20 protein-coding genes and 7 tRNA genes are annotated in these 21,427 nt (G+C 40.5%); 13 read left to right on the top strand and 14 right to left on the bottom strand.

Going from position 1 to position 21,427, the window contains the following annotated elements; all coding sequences use genetic code 11:
* The 13 genes from L641_RS0117790 to lolB form a co-directional block, all read right to left on the bottom strand.
* Window positions 1-85 (bottom strand) — tRNA-Leu (locus L641_RS0117790).
* 64 nt (window positions 86-149) lie between these two features.
* A tRNA-Gln gene (locus tag L641_RS0117785) sits at window positions 150-224 on the bottom strand.
* 41 nt (window positions 225-265) lie between these two features.
* Window positions 266-350 (bottom strand) — tRNA-Leu (locus L641_RS0117780).
* 95 nt (window positions 351-445) lie between these two features.
* Window positions 446-522: transfer RNA gene (locus L641_RS0117775), tRNA-Met, on the bottom strand.
* Window positions 523-527: 5 nt separating this feature from the next.
* Window positions 528-602 (bottom strand) — tRNA-Gln (locus L641_RS0117770).
* A 38-nt stretch (window positions 603-640) separates the two neighbouring features.
* Window positions 641-725 (bottom strand) — tRNA-Leu (locus tag L641_RS0117765).
* Window positions 726-794: 69 nt separating this feature from the next.
* Window positions 795-871 (bottom strand) — tRNA-Met (locus L641_RS0117760).
* 322 nt (window positions 872-1,193) lie between these two features.
* Window positions 1,194-2,285 carry a redox-regulated ATPase YchF gene (gene ychF, locus L641_RS0117755; RefSeq protein ID WP_008467970.1) on the bottom strand — a complete coding sequence of 364 codons (1,092 nt, stop codon included), beginning with the start codon at window positions 2,283-2,285 and terminating at the stop codon, window positions 1,194-1,196.
* 53 nt (window positions 2,286-2,338) lie between these two features.
* A complete protein-coding gene (pth, locus tag L641_RS0117750) occupies window positions 2,339-2,923 on the bottom strand; it encodes an aminoacyl-tRNA hydrolase (RefSeq protein WP_016900436.1) in 585 nt (194 codons plus the stop codon).
* 18 nt (window positions 2,924-2,941) lie between these two features.
* On the bottom strand, window positions 2,942-3,556 hold the full coding sequence (locus L641_RS0117745) for a 50S ribosomal protein L25/general stress protein Ctc (protein ID WP_013465331.1): 615 nt from the start codon (window positions 3,554-3,556) through the stop codon (window positions 2,942-2,944).
* A 149-nt stretch (window positions 3,557-3,705) separates the two neighbouring features.
* Window positions 3,706-4,653 (bottom strand): ribose-phosphate pyrophosphokinase, encoded by a 948-nt coding sequence (locus tag L641_RS0117735; protein WP_008115168.1) that lies wholly within the window; start codon window positions 4,651-4,653, stop codon window positions 3,706-3,708.
* An 86-nt stretch (window positions 4,654-4,739) separates the two neighbouring features.
* Entirely contained in the window at window positions 4,740-5,597 is an 858-nt protein-coding gene (gene ispE, locus L641_RS0117730) for a 4-(cytidine 5'-diphospho)-2-C-methyl-D-erythritol kinase (RefSeq protein ID WP_016900433.1), read from the bottom strand.
* A 2-nt stretch (window positions 5,598-5,599) separates the two neighbouring features.
* Window positions 5,600-6,187, bottom strand: coding sequence for a lipoprotein insertase outer membrane protein LolB (gene lolB / locus L641_RS0117725; RefSeq protein ID WP_024602658.1), 588 nt, complete (start codon window positions 6,185-6,187; stop codon window positions 5,600-5,602).
* 83 nt (window positions 6,188-6,270) lie between these two features.
* Here lolB and hemA point away from each other — a divergent pair, with 83 nt between their 5' ends.
* The 12 genes from hemA to rlmM all read left to right on the top strand — a co-directional run bounded on the left by hemA (window position 6,271) and on the right by rlmM (window position 17,700).
* Entirely contained in the window at window positions 6,271-7,527 is a 1,257-nt protein-coding gene (gene hemA, locus L641_RS0117715) for a glutamyl-tRNA reductase (protein ID WP_024602657.1), read from the top strand.
* Between the two features lie 7 nt (window positions 7,528-7,534).
* A complete protein-coding gene (gene prfA, locus L641_RS0117710; RefSeq protein WP_008115176.1) occupies window positions 7,535-8,620 on the top strand; it encodes a peptide chain release factor 1 in 1,086 nt (361 codons plus the stop codon).
* A gap of 2 nt (window positions 8,621-8,622) precedes the next feature.
* Window positions 8,623-9,462, top strand: coding sequence for a peptide chain release factor N(5)-glutamine methyltransferase (gene prmC / locus L641_RS0117705; RefSeq protein ID WP_013465327.1), 840 nt, complete (start codon window positions 8,623-8,625; stop codon window positions 9,460-9,462).
* Window positions 9,463-9,517: 55 nt separating this feature from the next.
* Window positions 9,518-11,071 carry a DUF3369 domain-containing protein gene (locus tag L641_RS0117700; RefSeq protein ID WP_013465326.1) on the top strand — a complete coding sequence of 518 codons (1,554 nt, stop codon included), beginning with the start codon at window positions 9,518-9,520 and terminating at the stop codon, window positions 11,069-11,071.
* Window positions 11,072-11,089: 18 nt separating this feature from the next.
* Complete coding sequence (locus L641_RS0117695; RefSeq protein ID WP_024602655.1) at window positions 11,090-11,464, top strand: SirB2 family protein; 375 nt, start codon at window positions 11,090-11,092, stop codon at window positions 11,462-11,464.
* 131 nt (window positions 11,465-11,595) lie between these two features.
* Window positions 11,596-12,423 carry a tetratricopeptide repeat protein gene (locus L641_RS0117690; RefSeq protein ID WP_013465324.1) on the top strand — a complete coding sequence of 276 codons (828 nt, stop codon included), beginning with the start codon at window positions 11,596-11,598 and terminating at the stop codon, window positions 12,421-12,423.
* A gap of 21 nt (window positions 12,424-12,444) precedes the next feature.
* Entirely contained in the window at window positions 12,445-13,698 is a 1,254-nt protein-coding gene (locus L641_RS23420; RefSeq protein WP_013465323.1) for a DUF819 family protein, read from the top strand.
* A gap of 9 nt (window positions 13,699-13,707) precedes the next feature.
* Window positions 13,708-14,562 (top strand): 3-deoxy-8-phosphooctulonate synthase, encoded by an 855-nt coding sequence (kdsA, locus tag L641_RS23415; protein ID WP_013465322.1) that lies wholly within the window; start codon window positions 13,708-13,710, stop codon window positions 14,560-14,562.
* Window positions 14,563-14,683: 121 nt separating this feature from the next.
* The gene (locus L641_RS0117670; protein WP_008115185.1) at window positions 14,684-15,580 is read left to right on the top strand and encodes a transcriptional regulator GcvA; all 897 of its coding nucleotides are present in this window, start codon (window positions 14,684-14,686) and stop codon (window positions 15,578-15,580) included.
* On the top strand, window positions 15,580-16,236 hold the full coding sequence (locus L641_RS0117665) for an alpha/beta family hydrolase (protein ID WP_024602654.1): 657 nt from the start codon (window positions 15,580-15,582) through the stop codon (window positions 16,234-16,236). Before L641_RS0117670 ends, L641_RS0117665 begins: the two co-directional genes overlap by 1 nt.
* Window positions 16,229-16,597, top strand: coding sequence for a DUF423 domain-containing protein (locus L641_RS0117660; RefSeq protein ID WP_024602653.1), 369 nt, complete (start codon window positions 16,229-16,231; stop codon window positions 16,595-16,597). The genes L641_RS0117665 and L641_RS0117660 overlap by 8 nt, the downstream gene beginning before the upstream one ends.
* 17 nt (window positions 16,598-16,614) lie before the next feature.
* Window positions 16,615-17,700, top strand: coding sequence for a 23S rRNA (cytidine(2498)-2'-O)-methyltransferase RlmM (rlmM, locus tag L641_RS0117655; protein WP_024602652.1), 1,086 nt, complete (start codon window positions 16,615-16,617; stop codon window positions 17,698-17,700).
* Window positions 17,701-17,746: 46 nt separating this feature from the next.
* Here rlmM and cysZ read toward each other — a convergent pair whose 3' ends face one another.
* Complete coding sequence (cysZ, locus tag L641_RS0117650) at window positions 17,747-18,475, bottom strand: sulfate transporter CysZ (protein ID WP_024602651.1); 729 nt, start codon at window positions 18,473-18,475, stop codon at window positions 17,747-17,749.
* Between the two features lie 305 nt (window positions 18,476-18,780).
* Between cysZ and L641_RS0117645 the strand changes: the two genes are divergently transcribed.
* A complete protein-coding gene (locus L641_RS0117645) occupies window positions 18,781-21,027 on the top strand; it encodes an EAL domain-containing protein (protein ID WP_024602650.1) in 2,247 nt (748 codons plus the stop codon).
* Window positions 21,028-21,427: the final 400 nt, after the last annotated feature.

Genomic DNA, 21,427 nt, shown 5'->3' with positions numbered 1-21,427 from the left:
TGGTGCGGAAGGAGAGACTTGAACTCTCACATCCTAAGATACTGGAACCTAAATCCAGCGCGTCTACCAATTCCGCCACTCCCGCATACAGGCTTATATTTATACTCTTAACAGAGTTTTCTTATACAACGTTCTTTGGTAGAAGAAGTTGGCTGGGATACCAGGATTTGAACCTGGGAATGCCAGGATCAAAACCTGGTGCCTTACCGCTTGGCGATATCCCAACTAAGAAATTGCTGATAATTTTAATTCTTATCAAAGAATATGGTGCGGAAGGAGAGACTTGAACTCTCACATCCTAAGATACTGGAACCTAAATCCAGCGCGTCTACCAATTCCGCCACTCCCGCATTATAACTTTGAATTAATCAAAGAAATGGTAGTTATTTTAAACTCTTCATTGAGCTGCAATTTAACTCTTGCAGAGCCACTTCTAAAAAAGAAATGGTGGCTAAGACGGGATTTGAACCTGTGACCCCATCATTATGAGTGATGTGCTCTAACCAGCTGAGCTACTTAGCCATTGTTGGCTGGGATACCAGGATTTGAACCTGGGAATGCCAGGATCAAAACCTGGTGCCTTACCGCTTGGCGATATCCCAACAATAACAATTGATAGTTTTAATTCTTATCAAGAATATGGTGCGGAAGGAGAGACTTGAACTCTCACATCCTAAGATACTGGAACCTAAATCCAGCGCGTCTACCAATTCCGCCACTCCCGCATTATCACTTTGAATTAATCAAAGAAATGGTAGTTATTTTAAACTCTTCATTGAGCAACAAAAAATAAATGGTGGCTAAGACGGGATTTGAACCTGTGACCCCATCATTATGAGTGATGTGCTCTAACCAGCTGAGCTACTTAGCCATCTTTTTTGTTAACACTTCATCGCTGAGTGCGGGGCGTATTATGCTGATATGCCCCAAATTCGTCAACACCTTTTTTGCAAAAAAACACTTAAGTTGGTTTGTTTGCAGGAAAAATAGGCTAACCGGCTACTTTTTAATTAAAACGTTGCTTTTTTAACACTCTTTGTGAGCTTTGTATTGTAATTTTGGCTTTGCCTTACAATTCTAAGCCTATAGTAAGGGTAGACTAATTATTACTTTTATTCGGCTGAAAAATAAAAAGGCCCGTAAAAACGAGCCTTTAAAAAACAATGAGCCACTTAACGTGGTGCAATGTTTAATTATACGTTGAACAAGAAGTTCATTACATCGCCATCTTTAACAATGTACTCTTTCCCTTCTTGGCGCATTTTACCTGCTTCTTTTGCACCGCTTTCACCTTTAAATGCAATAAAGTCATCAAAAGCAATTGTTTGTGCGCGGATAAAGCCACGTTCAAAGTCGGTATGAATTTTACCCGCTGCTTGTGGCGCTGTTGCACCCACTGGGATAGTCCATGCACGTACTTCTTTTACACCCGCAGTAAAGTAAGTTTGCAAATGTAGTAGCTCATAGCCACCACGAATAACAAGGTTAAGTCCTGGCTCTTCAAGACCAAGGTCAGCCATAAACTCTAATTTGTCTTCTTCGTCAAGCTCAGATAGCTCAGATTCGATAGCTGCACACACAGGCACAACAACCGCATCTTCAGCAGCCGCTATTTCACGGACACGATCTAGCAATGGGTTATTTTCAAATCCGTCTTCAGCCACGTTAGCAATATACATAGTTGGCTTAATAGTTAAGAAGTTAATAGGCGCAATGGCTGCTTTTTCTTCTTTTGTTAGCGCTAAAGAACGTAAAGTTAAGCCTTCATCAAGATGCACTTTTACTTTTTCAAGTACCGCATTTTGCTCTTTAGCGTCTTTATCGCCACCTTTTGCTTTTTTTGCATTACGGAACATTGCTTTATCGGCACTGTCCATATCAGCAAGTACTAGCTCAGTGTTGATCACGTCAATATCGTCAGCAGGGTCGATAGTACCAGCAACGTGAATAACGTTTTCATCTTCAAAACAACGAACTACATGACCAATCGCATCTGTTTCACGGATATTTGCTAAAAACTGATTGCCTAGGCCTTCACCTTTCGATGCACCTTTAACTAAACCTGCAATATCCACAAATTCCATACTGGTTGTAAGAATACGTTGTGGGTTAACAATTTTAGCAAGCTCGTCTAGGCGAGGATCTGGCACCGGTACCACACCTGTATTAGGTTCAATGGTACAAAAAGGAAAGTTAGCGGCTTCAATACCCGCTTTAGTCAATGCATTGAAAAGTGTTGATTTACCAACATTAGGCAAGCCAACGATGCCACATTTAAAACCCATAGTAAGATACCTTGTTTAGATTCGTTTAATACGTGCGACCGTATACCCAAAAATTAGGGTTTAAACGAATGTAGTCTGTTTTGTGCTTTTAACACACCGTCTTTAGCAAGTATTTCCATACAACGAACTGCTTCATCAACTGCGGCATCCATTTTTTCTTGATCGTCCTTGGCTGCTTTACCAAGCACCCAACCGGTGACCATTTCGCGATGTCCTGGATGACCTACACCTATGCGTAGGCGCATAAAGTCTTTTTGATTTGCCATTTTTGCAATAATGTCTTTTAAGCCATTATGACCGCCATGTCCGCCGCCTTTTTTTAATTTAGCAACGCCCGGGTCTAAATCCAATTCATCATGGGCAACAAGTATGTCTTCCACGGGGATTTTAAAAAAATTGGCTAAACTACTCACCGCTTTGCCACTTAAGTTCATGTAAGTGGTGGGGATCAGTAATTTGAATTCTTTGCCTTGAATAATCACTTTGCCAGTAAGGCCGTGATATTTAGGGTCGTTTTTTAGCGTGCAGTTGTAGCGTGCAGCGAGTTCTTGAATGAACCAAGCACCTGCGTTGTGGCGTGTATTTGCGTATTCGGGGCCTGGATTAGCCAGGCCCACAAGCATTTGAATAGAATTCAAGGTGCGAGACCTTAAATATTATTCTGCAGCGTCTGAAGCGTCGTCTTCAGTTGGAGCTGCTTTGTTAGCTTTGATAGTAACGATAGACTGATCGTGGCCTTCGCCTTTACCAAGCTCAACAGATTGAACACCTTTAGGGAACGCAAGATCTGTAAGGTGGATTGAATCACCAGCAACAAGATCAGATACGTCTACTTCGATGAATTCTGGAAGTGACTTAGGAAGACAAGAAATCTCAACTTCAGTTAACTGGTGAACAACAGTTGCACCTAACTTAGTTACTTTCTCTTCACCGATGAAGTGTAAAGGAACCTTAGTTACTAGTTTATGAGTTGCGTCTACACGTTGGAAATCAAGGTGAGTAAGCTTAGGCTTGAAAGGGTGACGTTGGATATCTTTTAAGATTGCTTCAACTTTCTCGCCACCTACATTTAATGTAAGGATGTGAGTGTAAAAGCCTTCGTCTTCTTGTGCTTTGATCATATCTTTATGAGCAAAAGTAAGCGATACCGCTTCTTTATCAGCTCCATAAAGGATTGCCGGCACTTTGTCTTCGCGACGTAGGCGGCGGCTCGCACCAGTACCAGTTTCTACGCGAAGTTCAGCGTCATAAGTATAAGTTGTGTTAGACATGATGTCTCCAATAATTAAAAGTGTTAGGGCCTTTGCGACCAAGGTCCCTAGCCAAAAGGCGCGCTATCATACCACTGCGGGTTTATAAAATAAACATCGCTTACAAAAAAAGCGCCAAAAGGCGCTTTTATACTCATTAATGTTTAACTTTAGTGTTCAAACATTGCCGAGATAGATTCTTCGTTGCTAATGCGACGAATAGTCTCTGCTAACATATCTGCAAGCGTTAATACTTTAACAATATCAAGCGCTTTTAGTTCGTCAGACAGTGGAATTGAGTCAGTTACAATCACTTCGTCAATCACAGAGTTACGTAAGTTTTCTGCAGCTGTACCAGAAAGAATAGGGTGAGTAGCGTAAGCAAATACACGTTTAGCGCCATGCTCTTTAAGGGCTTCAGCGGCTTTACACAATGTACCACCGGTATCAATCATGTCATCAACAATAATACAATCGCGGCCTTCAACGTCACCAATAATGTGCATTACTTGAGAAACGTTAGCTTGAGGGCGACGTTTATCGATAATTGCTAAGTCGGTATCGTTTAATAGTTTTGCAATTGCACGGGCACGCACCACGCCACCAATATCAGGTGATACAACAACCACGTCATCAAAGTCGCGGTTTTTCATATCTTCTAATAGTACAGGGCTACCAAATACGTTATCCACTGGTACATCAAAGAAGCCTTGGATTTGCTCAGCGTGTAAATCAACCGTAAGAACGCGGTCAACACCTACACTTGATAAGAAATCCGCAACCACTTTAGCTGTAATTGGTACACGGGCAGAACGTACGCGACGATCTTGACGAGCATAACCAAAATAAGGGATAACAGCAGTGATACGACCGGCAGATGCACGGCGTAACGCATCAACCATAACGATAAGTTCCATCAGGTTATCGTTAGTAGGGGCGCAGGTTGATTGCAAGATAAAAACATCCGAGCCACGAACATTTTCATTAATTTGAACACTGATCTCACCGTCACTAAAACGGCCAACAACAGCATCGCCTAATTCAATATATAAACGTTTTGCAACTTTTTGAGCTAGGTCAGGTGTTGCGTTACCAGCGAAGAGCTTCATGTCAGGCACGGTAGGGTTCCTCAGGCACTGAATTTTTGGACTAACTTACATTGAGTGAACAAAGTAGGTTAACTTATGATTACTTGTACGTTACTTCATTTATCAATGATGGCGGCTAACTCCGTATGAGCAGGAGAGGTACTAACGCTGGATGCGATAAAACCCTGCCAAGTATGGGGGAGGTTAGCAAGTACATCTTGTGCTTGAACTTGGCTAGCAAATTCAACAAAACAACATGAACCTGTTCCGGTCATCTTTGATGGAGCGTATTTTAGCAACCACTGCAGGGTTTTTTCAACCTCGGGGCACAGCTTTTTCACTAAAGGCTCACAATCGTTGGTTAAAATTTGCTGTTGCCAGTCGCCAGAAAGTTTTGGCGTATCACGTTTTAAATCAGGGTGAGTAAATATTTGTGCTGTGCTGACATGTTGATTTGGGAAGACAACACAATACCACTTCGGCGGCAGTTCTAGGTACTCTAATTGCTCGCCAATGCCATGTGCTATGGCACTTTTACCTTTAATGAACACAGGCACATCAGCACCGAGTTTCAGGCCTAAATCAGCCAGTTCATCTAAAGATAGGGCTGTATTCCAAAGCGTATTAAGGGCTAAAAGTGTTGATGCGGCATCGGATGAACCGCCTCCAACACCTCCCCCCATGGGTAAGCGTTTAGTTAAATTTATTTTTGCTCCCTTATCTACTTTACAGTGGGTTTGTAATAATAACGCCGCTTTGTAAATCAAATTGTCGGTTAGCGCAATGCCATTGGTGTCGCCGCTAATGCTAATATGAGTATCCGTGCTTAGTTTAAAATGGAGCTCGTCACCATAGTCTAAAAACGTAAATAAAGTTTCTAATTCATGGTAACCATCATCACGGCGGCCATTAATGTGTAAAAATAAATTAAGCTTAGCTGGGGCAATCAGCGAAAATTCAGTGTGAGTATGCATAGTTAGTTAAACTGCCAGTCATAGAGTTTGATTTTAATTTTAATCTTTTCATGGGTTAAGCTTAAAGCATTCGGTAACCAAAAACCGTATTTTTGGACGTAACTTGTGTAACTTATTTGCCACTTTTTACCATTATCATCAAACCATAACACGCTTTTAGCACGGCCTAATTGATCGACTTCTAAGGTTTGATCGTCAATAGTGGCTTTTAACCACTGACCGGCGTTATTTACCGGTAAAGTAAACCCCGTTAAGCGTTGTAAAAGTTTACTCGCATTAGTATCAAAAAACTGTTGATCATCAAATATTAATTCAGCCCCCACTGCGGTTTGTTTGAGCGATAAAATTCGGGTGCCAATAAATGTGGTTAACACTAAATGATTACTATTTTGTGTTTGTTGCCAATTTAAGTTAGCAGATTGGCGCTCATCAGGGCTAATAAACGCTAATTTACCTTCCACCTGCCAAGTTTTTTGTTCGCTAAGGCGCAACTTCCAGTCTTCGTAAGGCTCTGTTTTGTAATTGTTTTTACTTGCGCAGCCGGTTAAAAATACAAATAGCAGTGTTAAAATCAAATATTGTCGAGTCAAATGTTGTTCCTTACTTTCCATATTCCTGAGATTTTTGATAAAATTGCCGCCTATGTAGTAGGGCTCAGCAATATTTGGCAGATATGACCATAATAGCACTTGGTATTAATCACAAAACCGCATCCGTAGAATTACGAGAAAAAGTGGCCTTTTCGCCTGAGCAAATTTCAGAGGCGCTACAACAATTAAGTGGCCATGCCGACTTTAATGAAGCGGTTATTGTCTCTACCTGTAATCGCACTGAGGTGTATTGTAGCCTTGCACAGCAAAATTCCCAAACATTGTTGCAATGGTTGGCCAGTTTCCATGGTTTAGATGAACATGAACTGAGTAAAAATATCTACTGTCATGAAGACAGCGCTGCAATAAATCATTTGATGCGTGTAGCCTGTGGGCTTGACTCGCTGGTGTTAGGCGAACCACAAATTTTAGGGCAAATAAAACAAGCCTATAATAGTGCCAAAACCCATGATGCGGTGGGCGTTACGTTTGACCGTTTGTTTCAAAAAACGTTTTCGGTGGCAAAAGAAGTCCGTACCGAAACCAACATTGGTGCCAGTGCAGTATCGGTTGCCTTTGCGGCAGTTAATTTAGCAAAGCATATTTATGGAAAGCTGGATAAAACCAAGGTGTTACTCATTGGTGCCGGTGAAACCATAGAGCTGGTAGCAAAACATTTATACCAAAATGAGCCGCAAAAAATTACTGTTGCCAACAGAACAATAGAAAGAGCGCGCAGTTTAGCCGATGAAGTATCAGCCGATGTTATTGCGTTGGCACAATTGCCTGAACGTTTGCATCAAGCTGATATTGTGATTAGCTCCACCGCCAGCACTTTGCCCATTATTGGTAAAGGTGTAGTTGAGCAAGCACTGAAACAACGCCGCTATAAGCCGATGCTGTTTATTGATATAGCTGTACCACGCGATATTGAAAGCCAAGTCGGTGAACTCGACGACGCCTACTTGTACTCGGTCGATGACTTACAAGCCATTGTTAGTGAAAACATGGCTGCTCGTGAGCAAGCGGCAGAGCAAGCACAAATTATTATTAGTGAGCGCACCAAAGAGTTTTTTATGTGGTTGCGCTCGCTTGATTCAGTGGATTTAATTCGCCACTACCGTAATGATGTACAAACAACAAAAGCAGAACTTGTAGATAGGGCGCTTAGTCAGCTAAATACAGGTAAAGACGCAGAAAAAGTAATTTTAGAGCTGGCCAATAAATTAACCAATCGCTTAATGCACGCGCCTACCCGTGCCATCCAAGATGCAGCGAAAAAAGGTGAAGTGGCTCAGTTAAACCAATTGAAAAAAATGTTAGGTATAGATCAGGAATAACAGTTAAATGAAAGAGTCCGTTTATCGTAAATTAGAAACCTTAGTTGAGCGCTATGAAGAAGTTCAAGCGCTACTAAGTGACCCATCGGTCATTAGTGATCAAAACCGCTTTCGTACTCTTTCAAAAGAATACTCTGAGCTTGAAGAAGTGGTGAAAACGTTTTTAGCATACCAGCAAGCACAAGAAGACTTGAGTAGCGCTGAAGAAATGCTAAAAGATTCAGATCCTGAAATGCGCGAAATGGCACAAGAAGAATATAAAGAAGCAAAAGCACAAATTTCGACTTTAGAAGACGACATTCAAGTGCTTATGTTGCCTAAAGATCCGAAAGACAATAACAACGTGTTTTTAGAAGTTCGTGCCGGAACAGGGGGCGACGAGGCCGCTATTTTTGCTGGCGACTTGTTTAGAATGTACAGCCGCTACGCAGAAACAAAAAAATGGAAAGTAGAAGTTGTGACGACCAACGAAGGTGAACATGGCGGCTACAAAGAAGTAATTGCTAACATCAGCGGTGAAGGTGTGTATGGGCAATTAAAATTTGAATCAGGCGTGCATCGTGTACAGCGCGTCCCAGAAACTGAGTCACAAGGGCGCGTACATACCTCAGCATGTACTGTTGCTGTAATGGCTGAAGTGCCAGAAGCAGAGGCCATAGAAATTAATACCGCCGATATTAAAGTTGATACCTTTAGAGCATCGGGCGCGGGTGGTCAGCACGTTAATAAAACCGACTCTGCCATTCGTATTACTCATTTACCAACCGGTGTTGTGGTTGAGTGTCAAGATGAGCGTTCTCAACATAAAAACCGTGCAAAAGCGATGTCGGTATTGGCGGCGCGTTTGCAACAGGCTGAAGATGAAAAACGTCATGCTGCTGAAGCGTCTGAACGTCGTAATTTAGTGGGCAGTGGCGATCGTTCTGAGCGTATTCGCACATACAACTATCCGCAGGGGCGAATTACCGATCACCGTATTAACTTAACGCTTTATCGTTTAAACGAAGTGGTAGCCGGTGATTTAGGCGCTGTGGTTGAGCCGCTAATGCAAGAGCATCAGGCCGACTTATTAGCAGCGATGGGCGACGATTAATCGTGAACCTCACTGTTGAAAACGCTATTACTACCGGTGCTAATTTATTAGCATCAAGTAGTGATAGCGCAAAGTTAGATGCTCAAGTACTACTGCTTAATATTTTACAAAAGCCACGTAGTTATTTATTTACTTGGCCAGAAAAACAATTAACGGATGAGCAATCACAAGCGTTTGAGCGTGCATGTGAGCGTCGTTTAAACGGCGAGCCTGTTTCGCACATTACAGGGTATCGTGAGTTTTGGAGTTTACAGCTTGAAGTAAATCCAACAACACTCATTCCTCGCCCTGATACAGAAACCTTAGTTGAGCTTGCGCTTTCATGTAATGTACCAAATGACGCCAAAGTGCTCGATTTAGGCACAGGCACTGGAGCAATTGCACTTGCGCTTGGTAGTGAAATGCCTACATGGGATATTATTGCCGTTGATCGTATTGATGATGCGGTGGCACTGGCCAAACGTAATCAAAAACGATTAGCGATAAATAATGTGTGTGTTGAACAAAGCAATTGGTTTAGCGCGTTAAATAATAAAAAATTTGATCTAATTGTAACCAATCCCCCCTATATAGAATATAACGATAAACACTTGCACCAAGGTGATGTGCGCTTTGAGCCTTTGTCTGCATTGGTTGCAGATGATGCTGGATTAGCTGATATTAAACAAATAATTACACAATCACGTGACTATTTACATTCTAATGGCTATCTTTTAATTGAACACGGATTTGAGCAAAGTGCAGCTGTTCGCCATATATTCAACCAAATGGCGTTTATAAATGTAAGCACAGTGAAAGATCTTGGTAATAACGACCGCGTAACTTTCGGACAATGGCCTTAACTTATTAAAAATAGCCCCGTTGTTTGTTTGCATATGTTTTAAGGAACTCTTTGTGATGGAAGATTTTTTATTTTCAAATGAACAACCACCTGAAGTAGTAAGTGAAGAGCAAGGAACATGGAAAGTTCTAATTGTTGATGATGAACCCGAGGTTCATGCTGTTACGCGTTTAGCGTTGAGTGATTTTAAGTTTCAAGATAGACGTTTGGAGTTTATTAGTGCTTATTCAGGCGCAGAAGCGAAAAAGTTGATTGATGATCATCCTGATGCGGCCATCATCCTACTCGATGTTGTTATGGAAACAGACGATGCGGGTTTGCAAGTAGCAAAATACATTCGTGATACCGTTAAAAATAATTATATTCGCATTATTCTACGAACCGGGCAGCCAGGCCAAGCACCCGAGCGCCAAGTAATCGTAAATTACGATATTAATGACTATAAATCTAAAACAGAACTTACCGCACAAAAACTATTCACCGTTATGATGGCAAGTCTTCGCTCGTACCGCGATATTATTTCGATTGAGCAATCGCGTGAAGGGCTAGAAAAAATAATCACCGCTTCGCGCAATATTTTTGCAACCCATTCAATGGATAACTTTATTGAAGGCGTGATGCAGCAGCTTACTTCTTTACTAAACGTTGCTGATGAAGCCATGTATGCCACCACCTTAGTTGCACAAAATCCGTCAGAGGAGATGAATAAAAAACTGATTGTTTGCTCTGGTACCGGCGATTTTGCTAAGCGCGAGGGAGAAGAGTTAGAAACCGTACTAGCAGAAGACCAACTGTTAGCGTGCCAAGAGGCCCTTGCTAACAAAGCAATTGTGTACAGAGATGATTATTTGTTTGCTTATTGCAGCAGTAAATTTAACCATAATTCAATGTTGTTTGTATCAGGTGTGCCGTCAAAGTTGACAGATACACAACGAAACCTAATTGAAATCTTTTCTCAAAATGTGCAGTTGGCATTTGAAAATGTGCAGTTACATACTGAAGTTGAAGCCACACAACAAGAGCTTGTTTATCGTTTAAGTGAAGCCGTTGAACAGCGCTCGTGCGAAACGGGTAATCATGTAAAACGGGTTGCTTATATTTGCTATGAATTAGCATTAGCCTACGGGTTATCTGAAGAGCAAGCGAATTTAATTCGTTTTGCATCGCCTTTACATGATGTGGGTAAAATAGGTATTCCGGATGCAATTTTAAATAAGCCTGGCAAGTTAAATAGCGAAGAGTGGGAAGTTATGAAAACTCATGCTGGAAAAGGCTATGCTATTTTGAAAGATTCACCGCGTAAAATAGTCAGCGCAGGGGCCTTAATTGCACAGCAGCACCACGAAAAGTGGGATGGTTCTGGTTACCCTAGTGGATTAAAGGGGGAGCGTATTGATATTTTTGCCAGAATAGTGGCATTGGCTGATGTGTATGATGCACTGCGCCATAAACGTTGTTATAAAGGTGCGTGGACACTTGAAGAAGCGGTTGCGGAGATCAACGCAAATAAAGGAACGCATTTTGATCCTAAACTTGTTGATGTATTTAATGATAAACTTGAAGACCTCGAAGCGGTACTTTTACGCTTTCCTGACAAAACACATAACTAAACAGAAGTAACAATACACATGGATTATTTAGCATTAAAACACTCACACATGGCCATTGCGCTAGTGAGTATTATTTTATTTTACGTACGTTCTTTTTCTCGTATGGGCAGTGGCAGCCTTGCCAAAAATAAATTGGTTTTTATTGGTAGCCACAGTATAGACACTTTATTAATTGTCTCAGCCATCGGCTTAATGGCAATGGCTAAAATAAACCCATTAGAGCAACTTTGGTTATTAGAAAAAATTATTCTAGTTATCGTTTATATTGTTGTGGGTATTATTAGCGCTAAACAAACGACAACCGTTCCAAAAGTCGTATTTTTAGTACTTAACACCGCTGTTATTTTAGCTATTGGTTACTTAGCAACAGCGAAAGCACCGCTGTTGTTATAATTAACAATGCCTATTTAAGCTTTGCACACCAAAGGTGTAAAGCTTACCTCTTCAATTCATTTCTGATTATTGGTATCTAGCTTTAAAATTAGGTAAACTACGTGTTCGTTTTCTAGAATGTTGTAGTATGAATGACCACCCTCGGGTTTGATGAACACGATGAATCTTATATAGAAGATGCTTACGATGATTTTTTGCCGCCGGCTATATATCGTTGTATCAAAGCGGAAGCTAAATGGGACCCTCAAATAGACTTAACACCAAGTCTTGAAATACTCACTGCGTTTGAGCAGCAAATAGAGTCTATTTGTCAGCAGATGCCGGACGAACACGATCGCCTAGATAAACTACTTGATAGCTTTTATAGTGAGTGGCTATTTAGTGCATCAAGCTTGAAAGTTCCTGAGTATAAGTTAAATAGCATCAGCTACACCTTGTCTATGCGCAGTGGCACACCGACAACCTTAGCTATTTTGTTATGCCACTTTTTACAGCATGCTAAACTCGATGCCAGTGTAAGCATAACTCAAGGCGAAGTGGGCATTCACGTCGCAATGAGTGATGAAGAGGGTTATCTTGTCGACCCTAGCAGTGGCCAACAAAGTTGGTACATCATTCCTGAAAATATTGATGAAGAAAACCCTCAAGAACAAGAGCCTTTAGAGCTTATTTTTGAAGACGAAGTGTATAAATTATTTTTAGCGCAGCAAAAATGGTCTTTCATTAGTGAAAATAAATTTGGTCATGCATTAACTTGCGTCGATTTATTAATGGAAATGTTAGGTGATGATCCCTATGAGCGACGCGACAGAGGTTATTTACTAAATCAGCTTGGCTGCCCTAAAATGGCACGAGATGATTTACAGTTTTTTGTTGATGAATGTCCTGATGATCCTGCTATTGAAATCATTCTACATCAAATTGAAGAACTTGAAGACAATCATAAAACTCACCACTAAGAATAAAAAATAGGAAATGTTATGGCTGATCCCCAAACTGCATTAATTACCAATGATGCCGTTGTACTTGGTTTATTGGCGATTATTTTAGGGTTTATTTTCAAAACCTCAAATAGTCAACGCCCAGGTCTTGTGGCATTTTATAAATATGTACCGGCATTATTGCTGTGTTATTTTTTGCCGTCATTGTTAAATACCTTTGGTATTGTTGATGGTTCTCAATCTAACGTATATTACGTCGCTTCGCGATATTTACTGCCAGCGTGTTTAATTTTGCTTACCATCAGTATTGATTTAAAAGCGATTATTAATTTAGGTCCTAAAGCATTAATTATGTTTTTAACCGGCACCGTAGGTATTGTGATTGGTGGCCCATTAGCTATTTTAATAATGAGTGCTGTTTATCCAGAAGCGGTAGGTGGACATGGCCCTGACGCTGTTTGGCGTGGTATGACAACCATTGCAGGGAGCTGGATTGGTGGCGGTGCAAACCAAGCATCTATGAAAGAAATGTTTGAAGTGGGTGGCGATATTTTCTCAGCCATGGTCACCGTGGATGTGATAGTGGCTAATTTATGGATGGCAGTATTATTATTAATGGCAGCTAATCATAAAGCGATTGACGCTAAAGCCGGTGCAGATACCACTGCAATTGAAGACTTAAAGCAACGTGTTGAAAAATACCATGCAGAGCATGCGCGTATGCCAACGCTAAATGATTACATGATGATTATTGCTATTGCCTTTGGTATTACCGGTTTAGCGCACTTTTGTGCAGATATTTTAGGGCCCTTCTTTGCCAATAATTATGCGTGGGCAAAAGAATACAGTTTAAACAGTAAGTTCTTTTGGCTTATTGTTATATCAACGACGATAGGTATTTGCTTATCGTTTACCAAAGTACGCCATATTGAGGCGTTTGGTTCATCGAAAGTGGCGTCAGCCTTTTTGTATATTTTAGTGGCATCGATTGGCCTGCATATGAATGTAATGGCGATTTTTGATTCACCGATGTATTTTGTTATTGGTGCAATTTGGATGTTAACTCACGCAAGCTTAATGCTCATTGTGGCTAAATTAATTAAAGCGCCGTTATTTTATATGGCTGTTGGCTCACAGGCCAATGTAGGTGGCGCAGCGTCTGCCCCTGTTGTGGCCGCTGCGTTTCATCCGTCACTGGCACCGGTCGGCGTATTATTAGCTGTACTTGGCTATGGTGTAGGTACATATATGGCGTATATTTGTGGATTAATGATGCAAGCAGTTGCACCATAAGGAATTAAAATGAACAACCAAGTTATTAATATCAATGAAATAGAACTGGCAAATAATAAACCTTTTGTTTTATTTGGTGGCATGAATGTGCTTGAATCACGCGACTTAGCGATGCGTATTGCCGAGCATTATGTTGAAGTGACCACTAAATTAAATATTCCTTATGTATTTAAGGCGTCATTTGATAAAGCCAATCGCTCGTCCATCAATTCTTACCGTGGTCCAGGCATGGAAGAAGGCTTAAAGATATTTGAAGAGATTAAAAATACCTTTAATATTCCGCTGATCACCGATGTACATGAACCTCATCAAGCAGCACCGGTTGCAGAGGTTGTTGATGTTATTCAGCTACCGGCGTTTTTGGCTCGTCAAACAGACTTGGTGGTTGCAATGGCTAAAACAGGCGCGATTATTAATGTGAAAAAGCCACAGTTTTTAGCTCCGCATGAAATGCGTCATATCATTACTAAATTTAATGAAGCCGGAAATAATAATGTGGCCTTATGTGAACGTGGTTCAAGCTTTGGCTATAATAACCTAGTGGTTGATATGCTAGGTATGGATGATATGAAAACCATGGCTCCCGTTATATTTGACGCTACTCATGCGCTACAACGTCCTGGCGGTCGAGCTGATTCAGCCGATGGTCGTCGTGCCCAAGCTGCCGAACTTGCTCGTAGCGGCATGGCTCTTGGTATCGCAGGCTTATTTATTGAAGCGCACCCCAATCCAAATGAAGCAAAATGTGATGGCCCCTGTGCATTAGCATTGAGCAAGTTAGAAGGGTACTTATCGCAAATGAAAGCGGTTGATGATTTAATCAAAAGCTTTGCTCCGCTTGATACCAGTGCTAGCGATTTATAAAAGAGTGATTAACTCATAAAAAAGCGACTTAGGTCGCTTTTTTTGTGGCTTGAATATACTCTTTCCCAGCATAGGTATATAATTCACCGCATAAGAAAAACTAATTCTAAGCTTGGTTGCCATGTCAAGACGAGTTCCTCCATTAAACGCGCTAAAAGCTTTTGAAGCTGCAGCACGTCATTTAAGCTTTACTAAAGCCGCAGAAGAGTTGTATGTGACGCAGGCTGCGGTAAGTCATCAAATTAAAACCCTCGAAGAGCACTTAGGGTTAAAGTTGTTTTTGCGTAAAAATCGCTCGTTACTTCTAACCGAAGAAGGTCAAGGCTACTTTTTAGATATTAAAGAGATTTTTACTCAGCTAATTGACGCAACCGAAAAGCTACTAGCCCGTGGTGCAAAAGGCTCGCTAACAGTGAGTTTAACCCCGAGCTTTGCGATTCAATGGCTTATTCCTCGATTGAGCTTATTTAACGAGTTACACCCAGAAATTGATGTGCGAATTAAAGCCCAAGATCAGGACGAAAACTCGTTAACAGACGATGTTGATATTTCAATTTATTATGGTCGCGGTCATTGGAGTGGCGTACAAGCTTATAAATTGCACACTGAATACTTAGTGCCACTGTGTAGTCCATTATTGTTAAGTGGCCCTAGAGCGCTTAATCAACCAAGTGATTTAGCAAACCATACCTTGCTACATGACACCACCCGTAAAAACTGGAAAACCTGGATGAAAACCGCGGGTGTTCGCAACGTACAAGTTAACCAAGGGCCTATTTTTAGTCATTCATCTATGGTGCTGCAAGCTGCGGTACATGGCCAAGGTGTTGCAATAGGTAATAGTGTTTTAGCAAAACCAGATATTGATGCAGGTCGATTAGTGATCCCGTTTAATCACAGTTTAGAAAGCAAAAACGCCTATTATTTGGTGATCCGTGAGTCGCAAAATGAATTAGGTAAAATTGTGTCATTTAAAGATTGGATGTTAAGCCTAGTTGAGCAGGAGCAAGAATATTAATGAGCATTGAATGGGTTAAAAGCAGTCAGCAACCTGCAATCGCACAGTTTATATTTGCGCATGGTGCAGGGGCTGGCAGTGATTCTGAGTTTATGCAAACCATGGCCAAACAGCTCAGTGAGTATGGTATTGACGTTGGGCTGTTTGATTTTGAATACATGCAAATTGCTAAACAAACCAATAAACGTCGCCCACCAGAGCGAGCACCCAAATTACTTACATATTTTGATCATATACTTACTCAAGCTGATGCAAATTTACCGCTATTTATAGGGGGTAAATCAATGGGCGGGCGCATGGCGTCTATGCTTGCTTGCTCAACCTCGCATGCTGTTTTAGGTGTACTTGCGTTTGGTTATCCGTTTCATCCACCGGGCAAGCCAGAAAAACTGCGTACAGATCACTTTGCAGACATACCATGTCCTTTTTTAGTACTACAAGGTGAACGAGACACCTTTGGCACCCGTGAAGAGCTTGCCACAATGGCAATGCCAAAACAGCCGCAGTATATATGGCTGACTGATGGGGATCATTCATTAAAACCGCGTAAAAAAAGTGGCGTGACTGAGCAACAAAACCTGAATGCTGCAGCTATGCAAGCAGCAAGCTTTATAAAGAATACGCTTGAAAATTTAAAAGAGGATAAACATGGTTAAACTATTTTTATTAGCAGGCAGCTTTTTTTGTATGCTTTCAGTGATACTGGGCGCATTTGCTGCCCATGGTTTAAAAAGTCGCTTATCAGATTACGCTATTGGTATTTTTAAAACCGCCGCCGAGTATCAAATGGTACATGGGCTGGCACTGATTGCAGTGGCAATCTTAATAAAGTGGGGCATTAACTTAAGCATGGCAGGTGGTTTTTTTATAGCGGGTACACTGTTATTTAGTGGCAGCTTATATTTACTGGCTTTAACCGGCTTAAAGTGGCTGGGCCCAATTACCCCATTGGGTGGGCTGTGCTTTATTATTGGTTGGATAGTTATTTTAGTGCAAGTTGCACGATTTAAGTTTTAAAGAGTTTAAGGGTTAATATGTCTAGTGTTGTGATTTACTGTCGTAGTGGTTTTGAAAACGATGCCGCTGCTGAAATAACGTTTCACGCTGCCGAACAAGGATTTGGTGGGTATGTAAAAGCAAAACCAAATACCGGTTATGTTATTTATGAATGTTTTGAAGCGCAGCACAGCGACGAAATAATCAAAAAAGTTGATTTTAAAAATATGGTGTTTGCACGCCAATGGTTTGCCGGTAACCTAATTGAAAATATGCCCGTAGAAGATAGAGTAGGCGCTATTGTAGATGCTGCAAAAGATTTTACTTTATGCTCTGAACTACGAGTAGAAACACCCGATACCAACGAGGGCAAAGAGTTACTGACTTTTTGTAAAAAAATATCGACCCCGCTTAAAAAAGCCCTCGAGAAACAAAACACTGTATTGCGTGAACCAAAAGCAAATCGCCCAGTAATGCATGTGCTGTTTTTAGCTAATAATACTGCGTATGTGGGTTACTCATATAGTTATAACAACTCTCCTTTTTTTATGGGGATCTTACGTTTACGTATGCCAAGCGATGGCCCAAGTCGTTCAACGCTTAAGTTAGATGAAGCGTTTAATGTGTTTATTCCTGAGCAACAGCGTGAGTCACGCGTACAAGCTGGGATGCGCAGCGTTGATTTAGGTGCATGCCCAGGTGGCTGGACTTATCAGTTAGTTCGCCGTGGTATGTTTGTTAGCGCGATAGATAACGGCCCAATGAACGAAAGTTTAATGGAAACGGGTCAGGTAAAGCATTTTAGAGAAGATGGTTTTAAATACCGTCCAGAAAAAAGAAACATCACTTGGTTGGTTTGCGATATGGTAGAAAAGCCAACTAAAGTGACTAACTTGATGATTGACTGGGCAGTAAATGCTTATGCAAAAGAGCTTATTTTTAATCTGAAATTACCGATGAAAAAACGCTTTGATAGTGTGTATGAATGTTTAAAAATGATCAGAGAAGAAATGGCGAAGTACGGCATAAGCTATGAACTTCAAGCTAAGCATTTATACCATGATCGTGAAGAAATAACGGTGCACTTAAATGTCACTAAAGTGCCACAGAGCTTATATAGTTAATCTATTAGCGAGTATAAAAAATGGGCCAAGTGGCCCATTTTTTATTTTAACTACGGTATTGTGGTCGGTAATTTTCAACCCATAATCGTGTGGCACCACATACCGCCACAGGCATAACAATTAAATTTACAAATGGGATAGCGGTTAGCAGCATCACGGCAAAGCCAAACCCATAAGATAACCCTTGTTTGCTTTTTAAGTCATTTTTCATTTGTGTAAAGCTAATTTTGTGATTATCAAAAGCATAATCTTTATATTGCACCGCATACATCCAGCAGGTAAAAAGCACCCATAGCACTTGGCCTATTACAGGTAGTACCCACAATAAAATAAAAAAGCCGATAGCGCGTGGGAGGTAGTAGCAAAGCTTAGTCCATTCCCGGCCCAGCATTCGCGGAACATCTTTTAGTAAATCAGCTAATCCGTCGTCGTTAATTTTTTGACCAGTTAAGTAAAGCTCTACCTTTTCACTTAGTAAGCCATTGAAAGGTGCGGCGATAAAGTTAGTAATAACGGTAAATAACATACTGTAACTAAACAGCACCACCAGCACAGCAATTGGCCACATTAACCATTCGAGCCAACTTAGCCATTCTGGGAGCATGGCGTTTACGGCATTAAAGCCATCACTCAGCCAGCCAAATAAAAAGAATAAGGAGCTACCAAATAATAAAATATTAATAAGTAGGGGTATAAGTACAAAGCGTTTTAGCCCTTTTTGACTAATTAACTTAAACCCTGAAAAAAAATATTCCATACCTTGTGTTATTTGCACACTAACCTCATCGATTATTTATGTTTTAGCTATTATAAATAGCTTGATGATTTTAAACAGTACTTTTAAGTAACAAAGTATTTAATAAAGGGTATTTACAGATGGTATGTAAATAAATGATTTGTTGATAAGTACATTTCAAATCGCCACCTTGTATTGAATGGCAAACGCTCGTGAAATAGACGAAAATAGCATAGATGCTGATTTCAATATTATGTATAGTCAAAAGACTATAATAAATTATTATAAACAGGCCCTAAAATAGAGCGACGCATTTAGCGTTAGTGATTGTTGAGGAATATAATTTGATTGAAATAATGAGAGTCAGAAAGCTGCTTTATCAGCAACAAAGTATATTATCGAAAATAGCACTCGGTGCGCCACTTGATGAGGTACTGGAAAATATTTGTTTATCTATTGAGGAGCTTATTGAAGACTCTTCTGCAAAGTGCTCTATATTAACGCTCAAAGGAGAGCAGCTATTTCATAGCGCGGCTCCTAATATTGCACAGGGTTATTGCCAAGCAATTAATGGTGTGAAAATAGGGCCAACTGTCGGTTCATGCGGTACTGCAGCCTATGAAAAAAAACGCATTATAGCCGCAGATATTTCAACATCGCCATTATGGGATGATTATAGAGCATTGGCGTTAAGTTATGGTTTAAGGTCATGTTGGTCTACCCCCATTATTTCAACAAAATCAGACATATTAGGCACTTTTGCAATTTATCATGACAGCGCAAAGTCACCGACACCACAAGATTTAGAATTAATAGATTTTTTTGTTGATTTCACCAGTATTGCTCTTGAAAAGCACACCGAGTCACTAAGATTAAACGCGTTGCTTTTTGAATTACAGCAAAGTAATGAAAAGTTTAAAGCCTTTACAAAAGTGCTTCCTGATCTAACCCTCATTTTGAGTGAAGAGGGGGAGTATACCAATGTTTACGGCACAGCTAATGAAAGTTTATATTTAAGCCAAGAGCACGTTATTAATCAAAATGTCAGAGATATTATGCCTCCTGAAGATGCAAATCCTATTCTGGCGGTGATTGACAAAACGTTGCAAACTAATGAAGTTCAAGTGTTTGAATATCAGCTCAATATAAAAGGTAAGCAGCTTACATTTGAAGGGCGAACAGCTCCCCTTGAAAGTTACCAGCCTAATAACCCGTCACTGAGACATGTGGTGTGGATGGCCAGAGATATCTCTAATCGCAAAGCTGCCGAAGAAGAAGTACAACGGTTAGCATTTTTCGATCCGCTCACTAACCTTCCTAATCGCAGAATGCTCAATGATAGGCTCAGTATGTATGTGGAGCGAATTAAGCAGTCTCATCATTCTGGCGCACTCTTATTTTTAGATTTAGATAATTTTAAACGCATAAATGACTCACTAGGTCATAATGCAGGCGATGAAATACTGGTTGAGTTATCACAACGATTAACAGCTATTTTGAACCCGGCAGATACCCTCGCACGAGTCGGTGGTGATGAATTTATTATTCTTATCGAGCATGTCGGTGATAGCCACATGCAAGCTAATAGTGAATCTGAGTTGATTGCTAAAAAAGTACAAAGTGTCTTTTATGAAAAATTTGAAGTGGGCGATTTAGCGTTTCAGGTCAGTTGTAGTATTGGTATTTGTTTGATTAACACGAGCAATGCCATAACCGCTAATATTTTAAAATTTGCAGATACCGCTATGTATCGCTCTAAAATGAAAGGCGGTAATAGTAGTAGCTTTTACGACCCCGCACTGCAAACCTTACTGGAAAATCAAACTGAGCTTGAAACTGACATTGTTAGGGCTATCGCGTGCGATGAGTTTTGTGCTTATTTTCAGCCACAATTAGCAATTGATGGAACCCTTGTGGGTGCTGAGGCATTAATAAGGTGGAATCATCCAACCAAAGGACTTATCCCCCCTAATGCATTTATTCCAATTGCCGAGCAATTTGGCTTAATTCAAAAGTTACAAAATATTGTATTAAGAGATATTTGTATTTTACTTGAAACACTTCGAGATAATAACTTACTCGATGACAGTTTTAGCGTATCAATTAACATTAGCCAGTGTCAGTTTAATTCTTCCACTTTAAAAGGTGAGCTATTTAAAGCAATTGAAGCGTTTGACGTCTCGCCAACTCGAATTAAATTAGAGATCACTGAATCAATGTTAGCGGGTGACTTGATGGGGACCGTAAAGCAAATGGAAGAATTAAAATCGCAGGGATTTGTGTTTTCAATTGATGACTTTGGTACGGGCTACTCGTGTTTAAAACATTTAAGCGTGTTTCCTATTGATGAGTTAAAAATTGATAAAAGCTTTATTGATAAAGTGCTCAATAGCGCATCGGGTCAAAGTATTGTGCAATCTATTATTGGCTTAGGTCATAGCTTAAATATTAACATTGTGGCCGAAGGGGTCGAAAGTGCTGAGCAACTAACAATATTAAAGTCGATGGGCGTGAATGCAGTGCAAGGTTATTTATTTGCAAAACCATTAACCCACAGCAACTATTTAACATGGCATAAACAGCATCAATAACCCTGTATTTATCACTAACAGAGCGACAGGTTTAGTTGCCCTAATCGATAAGCCGCGTTGTTTGCGTACCCACTGCGCAGCAACGTTTAATAACGTACCGCGCTTTTGCTAAAGCAAAAATGTATATTTTTTGTTTGTTTGATACCGTGATGTAATTTATCTTTTATTATTGTGTAACTACTACACAAATCATTCCTGAGGCATTGGTTTAGCGTTTTTAACGCGTTAAACTAGTAAGGAATTGGCAATAAGTCTACTTGTTGTGACATTACCTAGACGTGAACATGACAAGTACTTAAAACTCGCTTTTGAGTTGCTTTGTCGTTTGTTGAAACTAGGGTTTAGTGTGATGTCATGGTGTGTCGCTATGTCGGTAACTTTAAAGAACCATTAGGAGCGA

Source organism: Pseudoalteromonas sp. TB41 (genome assembly GCF_000497975.1).
GTDB classification, from domain to species: Bacteria; Pseudomonadota; Gammaproteobacteria; order Enterobacterales; family Alteromonadaceae; genus Pseudoalteromonas; species Pseudoalteromonas tetraodonis.
Note: the sequence above shows the minus strand (reverse complement) of the source record. Positions and strands in the feature narration are given on the sequence as shown.

Bases quoted from the DNA above. Each gene is read 5' to 3' on its own strand.
- ychF (WP_008467970.1), bottom strand. From the start codon at position 2,285: ATGGGTTTTAAATGTGGCATCGTTGGCTTGCCTAATGTTGGTAAATCA.
- L641_RS0117745 (WP_013465331.1), bottom strand. From the start codon at position 3,556: ATGTCTAACACAACTTATACTTATGACGCTGAACTTCGCGTAGAAACT.
- ispE (WP_016900433.1), bottom strand. From the start codon at position 5,597: ATGCATACTCACACTGAATTTTCGCTGATTGCCCCAGCTAAGCTTAAT.
- hemA (WP_024602657.1), top strand. From the start codon at position 6,271: ATGACCATAATAGCACTTGGTATTAATCACAAAACCGCATCCGTAGAA.
- prfA (WP_008115176.1), top strand. From the start codon at position 7,535: ATGAAAGAGTCCGTTTATCGTAAATTAGAAACCTTAGTTGAGCGCTAT.
- L641_RS0117700 (WP_013465326.1), top strand. From the start codon at position 9,518: ATGGAAGATTTTTTATTTTCAAATGAACAACCACCTGAAGTAGTAAGT.
- L641_RS0117695 (WP_024602655.1), top strand. From the start codon at position 11,090: ATGGATTATTTAGCATTAAAACACTCACACATGGCCATTGCGCTAGTG.
- L641_RS0117690 (WP_013465324.1), top strand. From the start codon at position 11,596: ATGACCACCCTCGGGTTTGATGAACACGATGAATCTTATATAGAAGAT.
- L641_RS23420 (WP_013465323.1), top strand. From the start codon at position 12,445: ATGGCTGATCCCCAAACTGCATTAATTACCAATGATGCCGTTGTACTT.
- kdsA (WP_013465322.1), top strand. From the start codon at position 13,708: ATGAACAACCAAGTTATTAATATCAATGAAATAGAACTGGCAAATAAT.
- L641_RS0117670 (WP_008115185.1), top strand. From the start codon at position 14,684: ATGTCAAGACGAGTTCCTCCATTAAACGCGCTAAAAGCTTTTGAAGCT.
- L641_RS0117665 (WP_024602654.1), top strand. From the start codon at position 15,580: ATGAGCATTGAATGGGTTAAAAGCAGTCAGCAACCTGCAATCGCACAG.
- L641_RS0117660 (WP_024602653.1), top strand. From the start codon at position 16,229: ATGGTTAAACTATTTTTATTAGCAGGCAGCTTTTTTTGTATGCTTTCA.
- rlmM (WP_024602652.1), top strand. From the start codon at position 16,615: ATGTCTAGTGTTGTGATTTACTGTCGTAGTGGTTTTGAAAACGATGCC.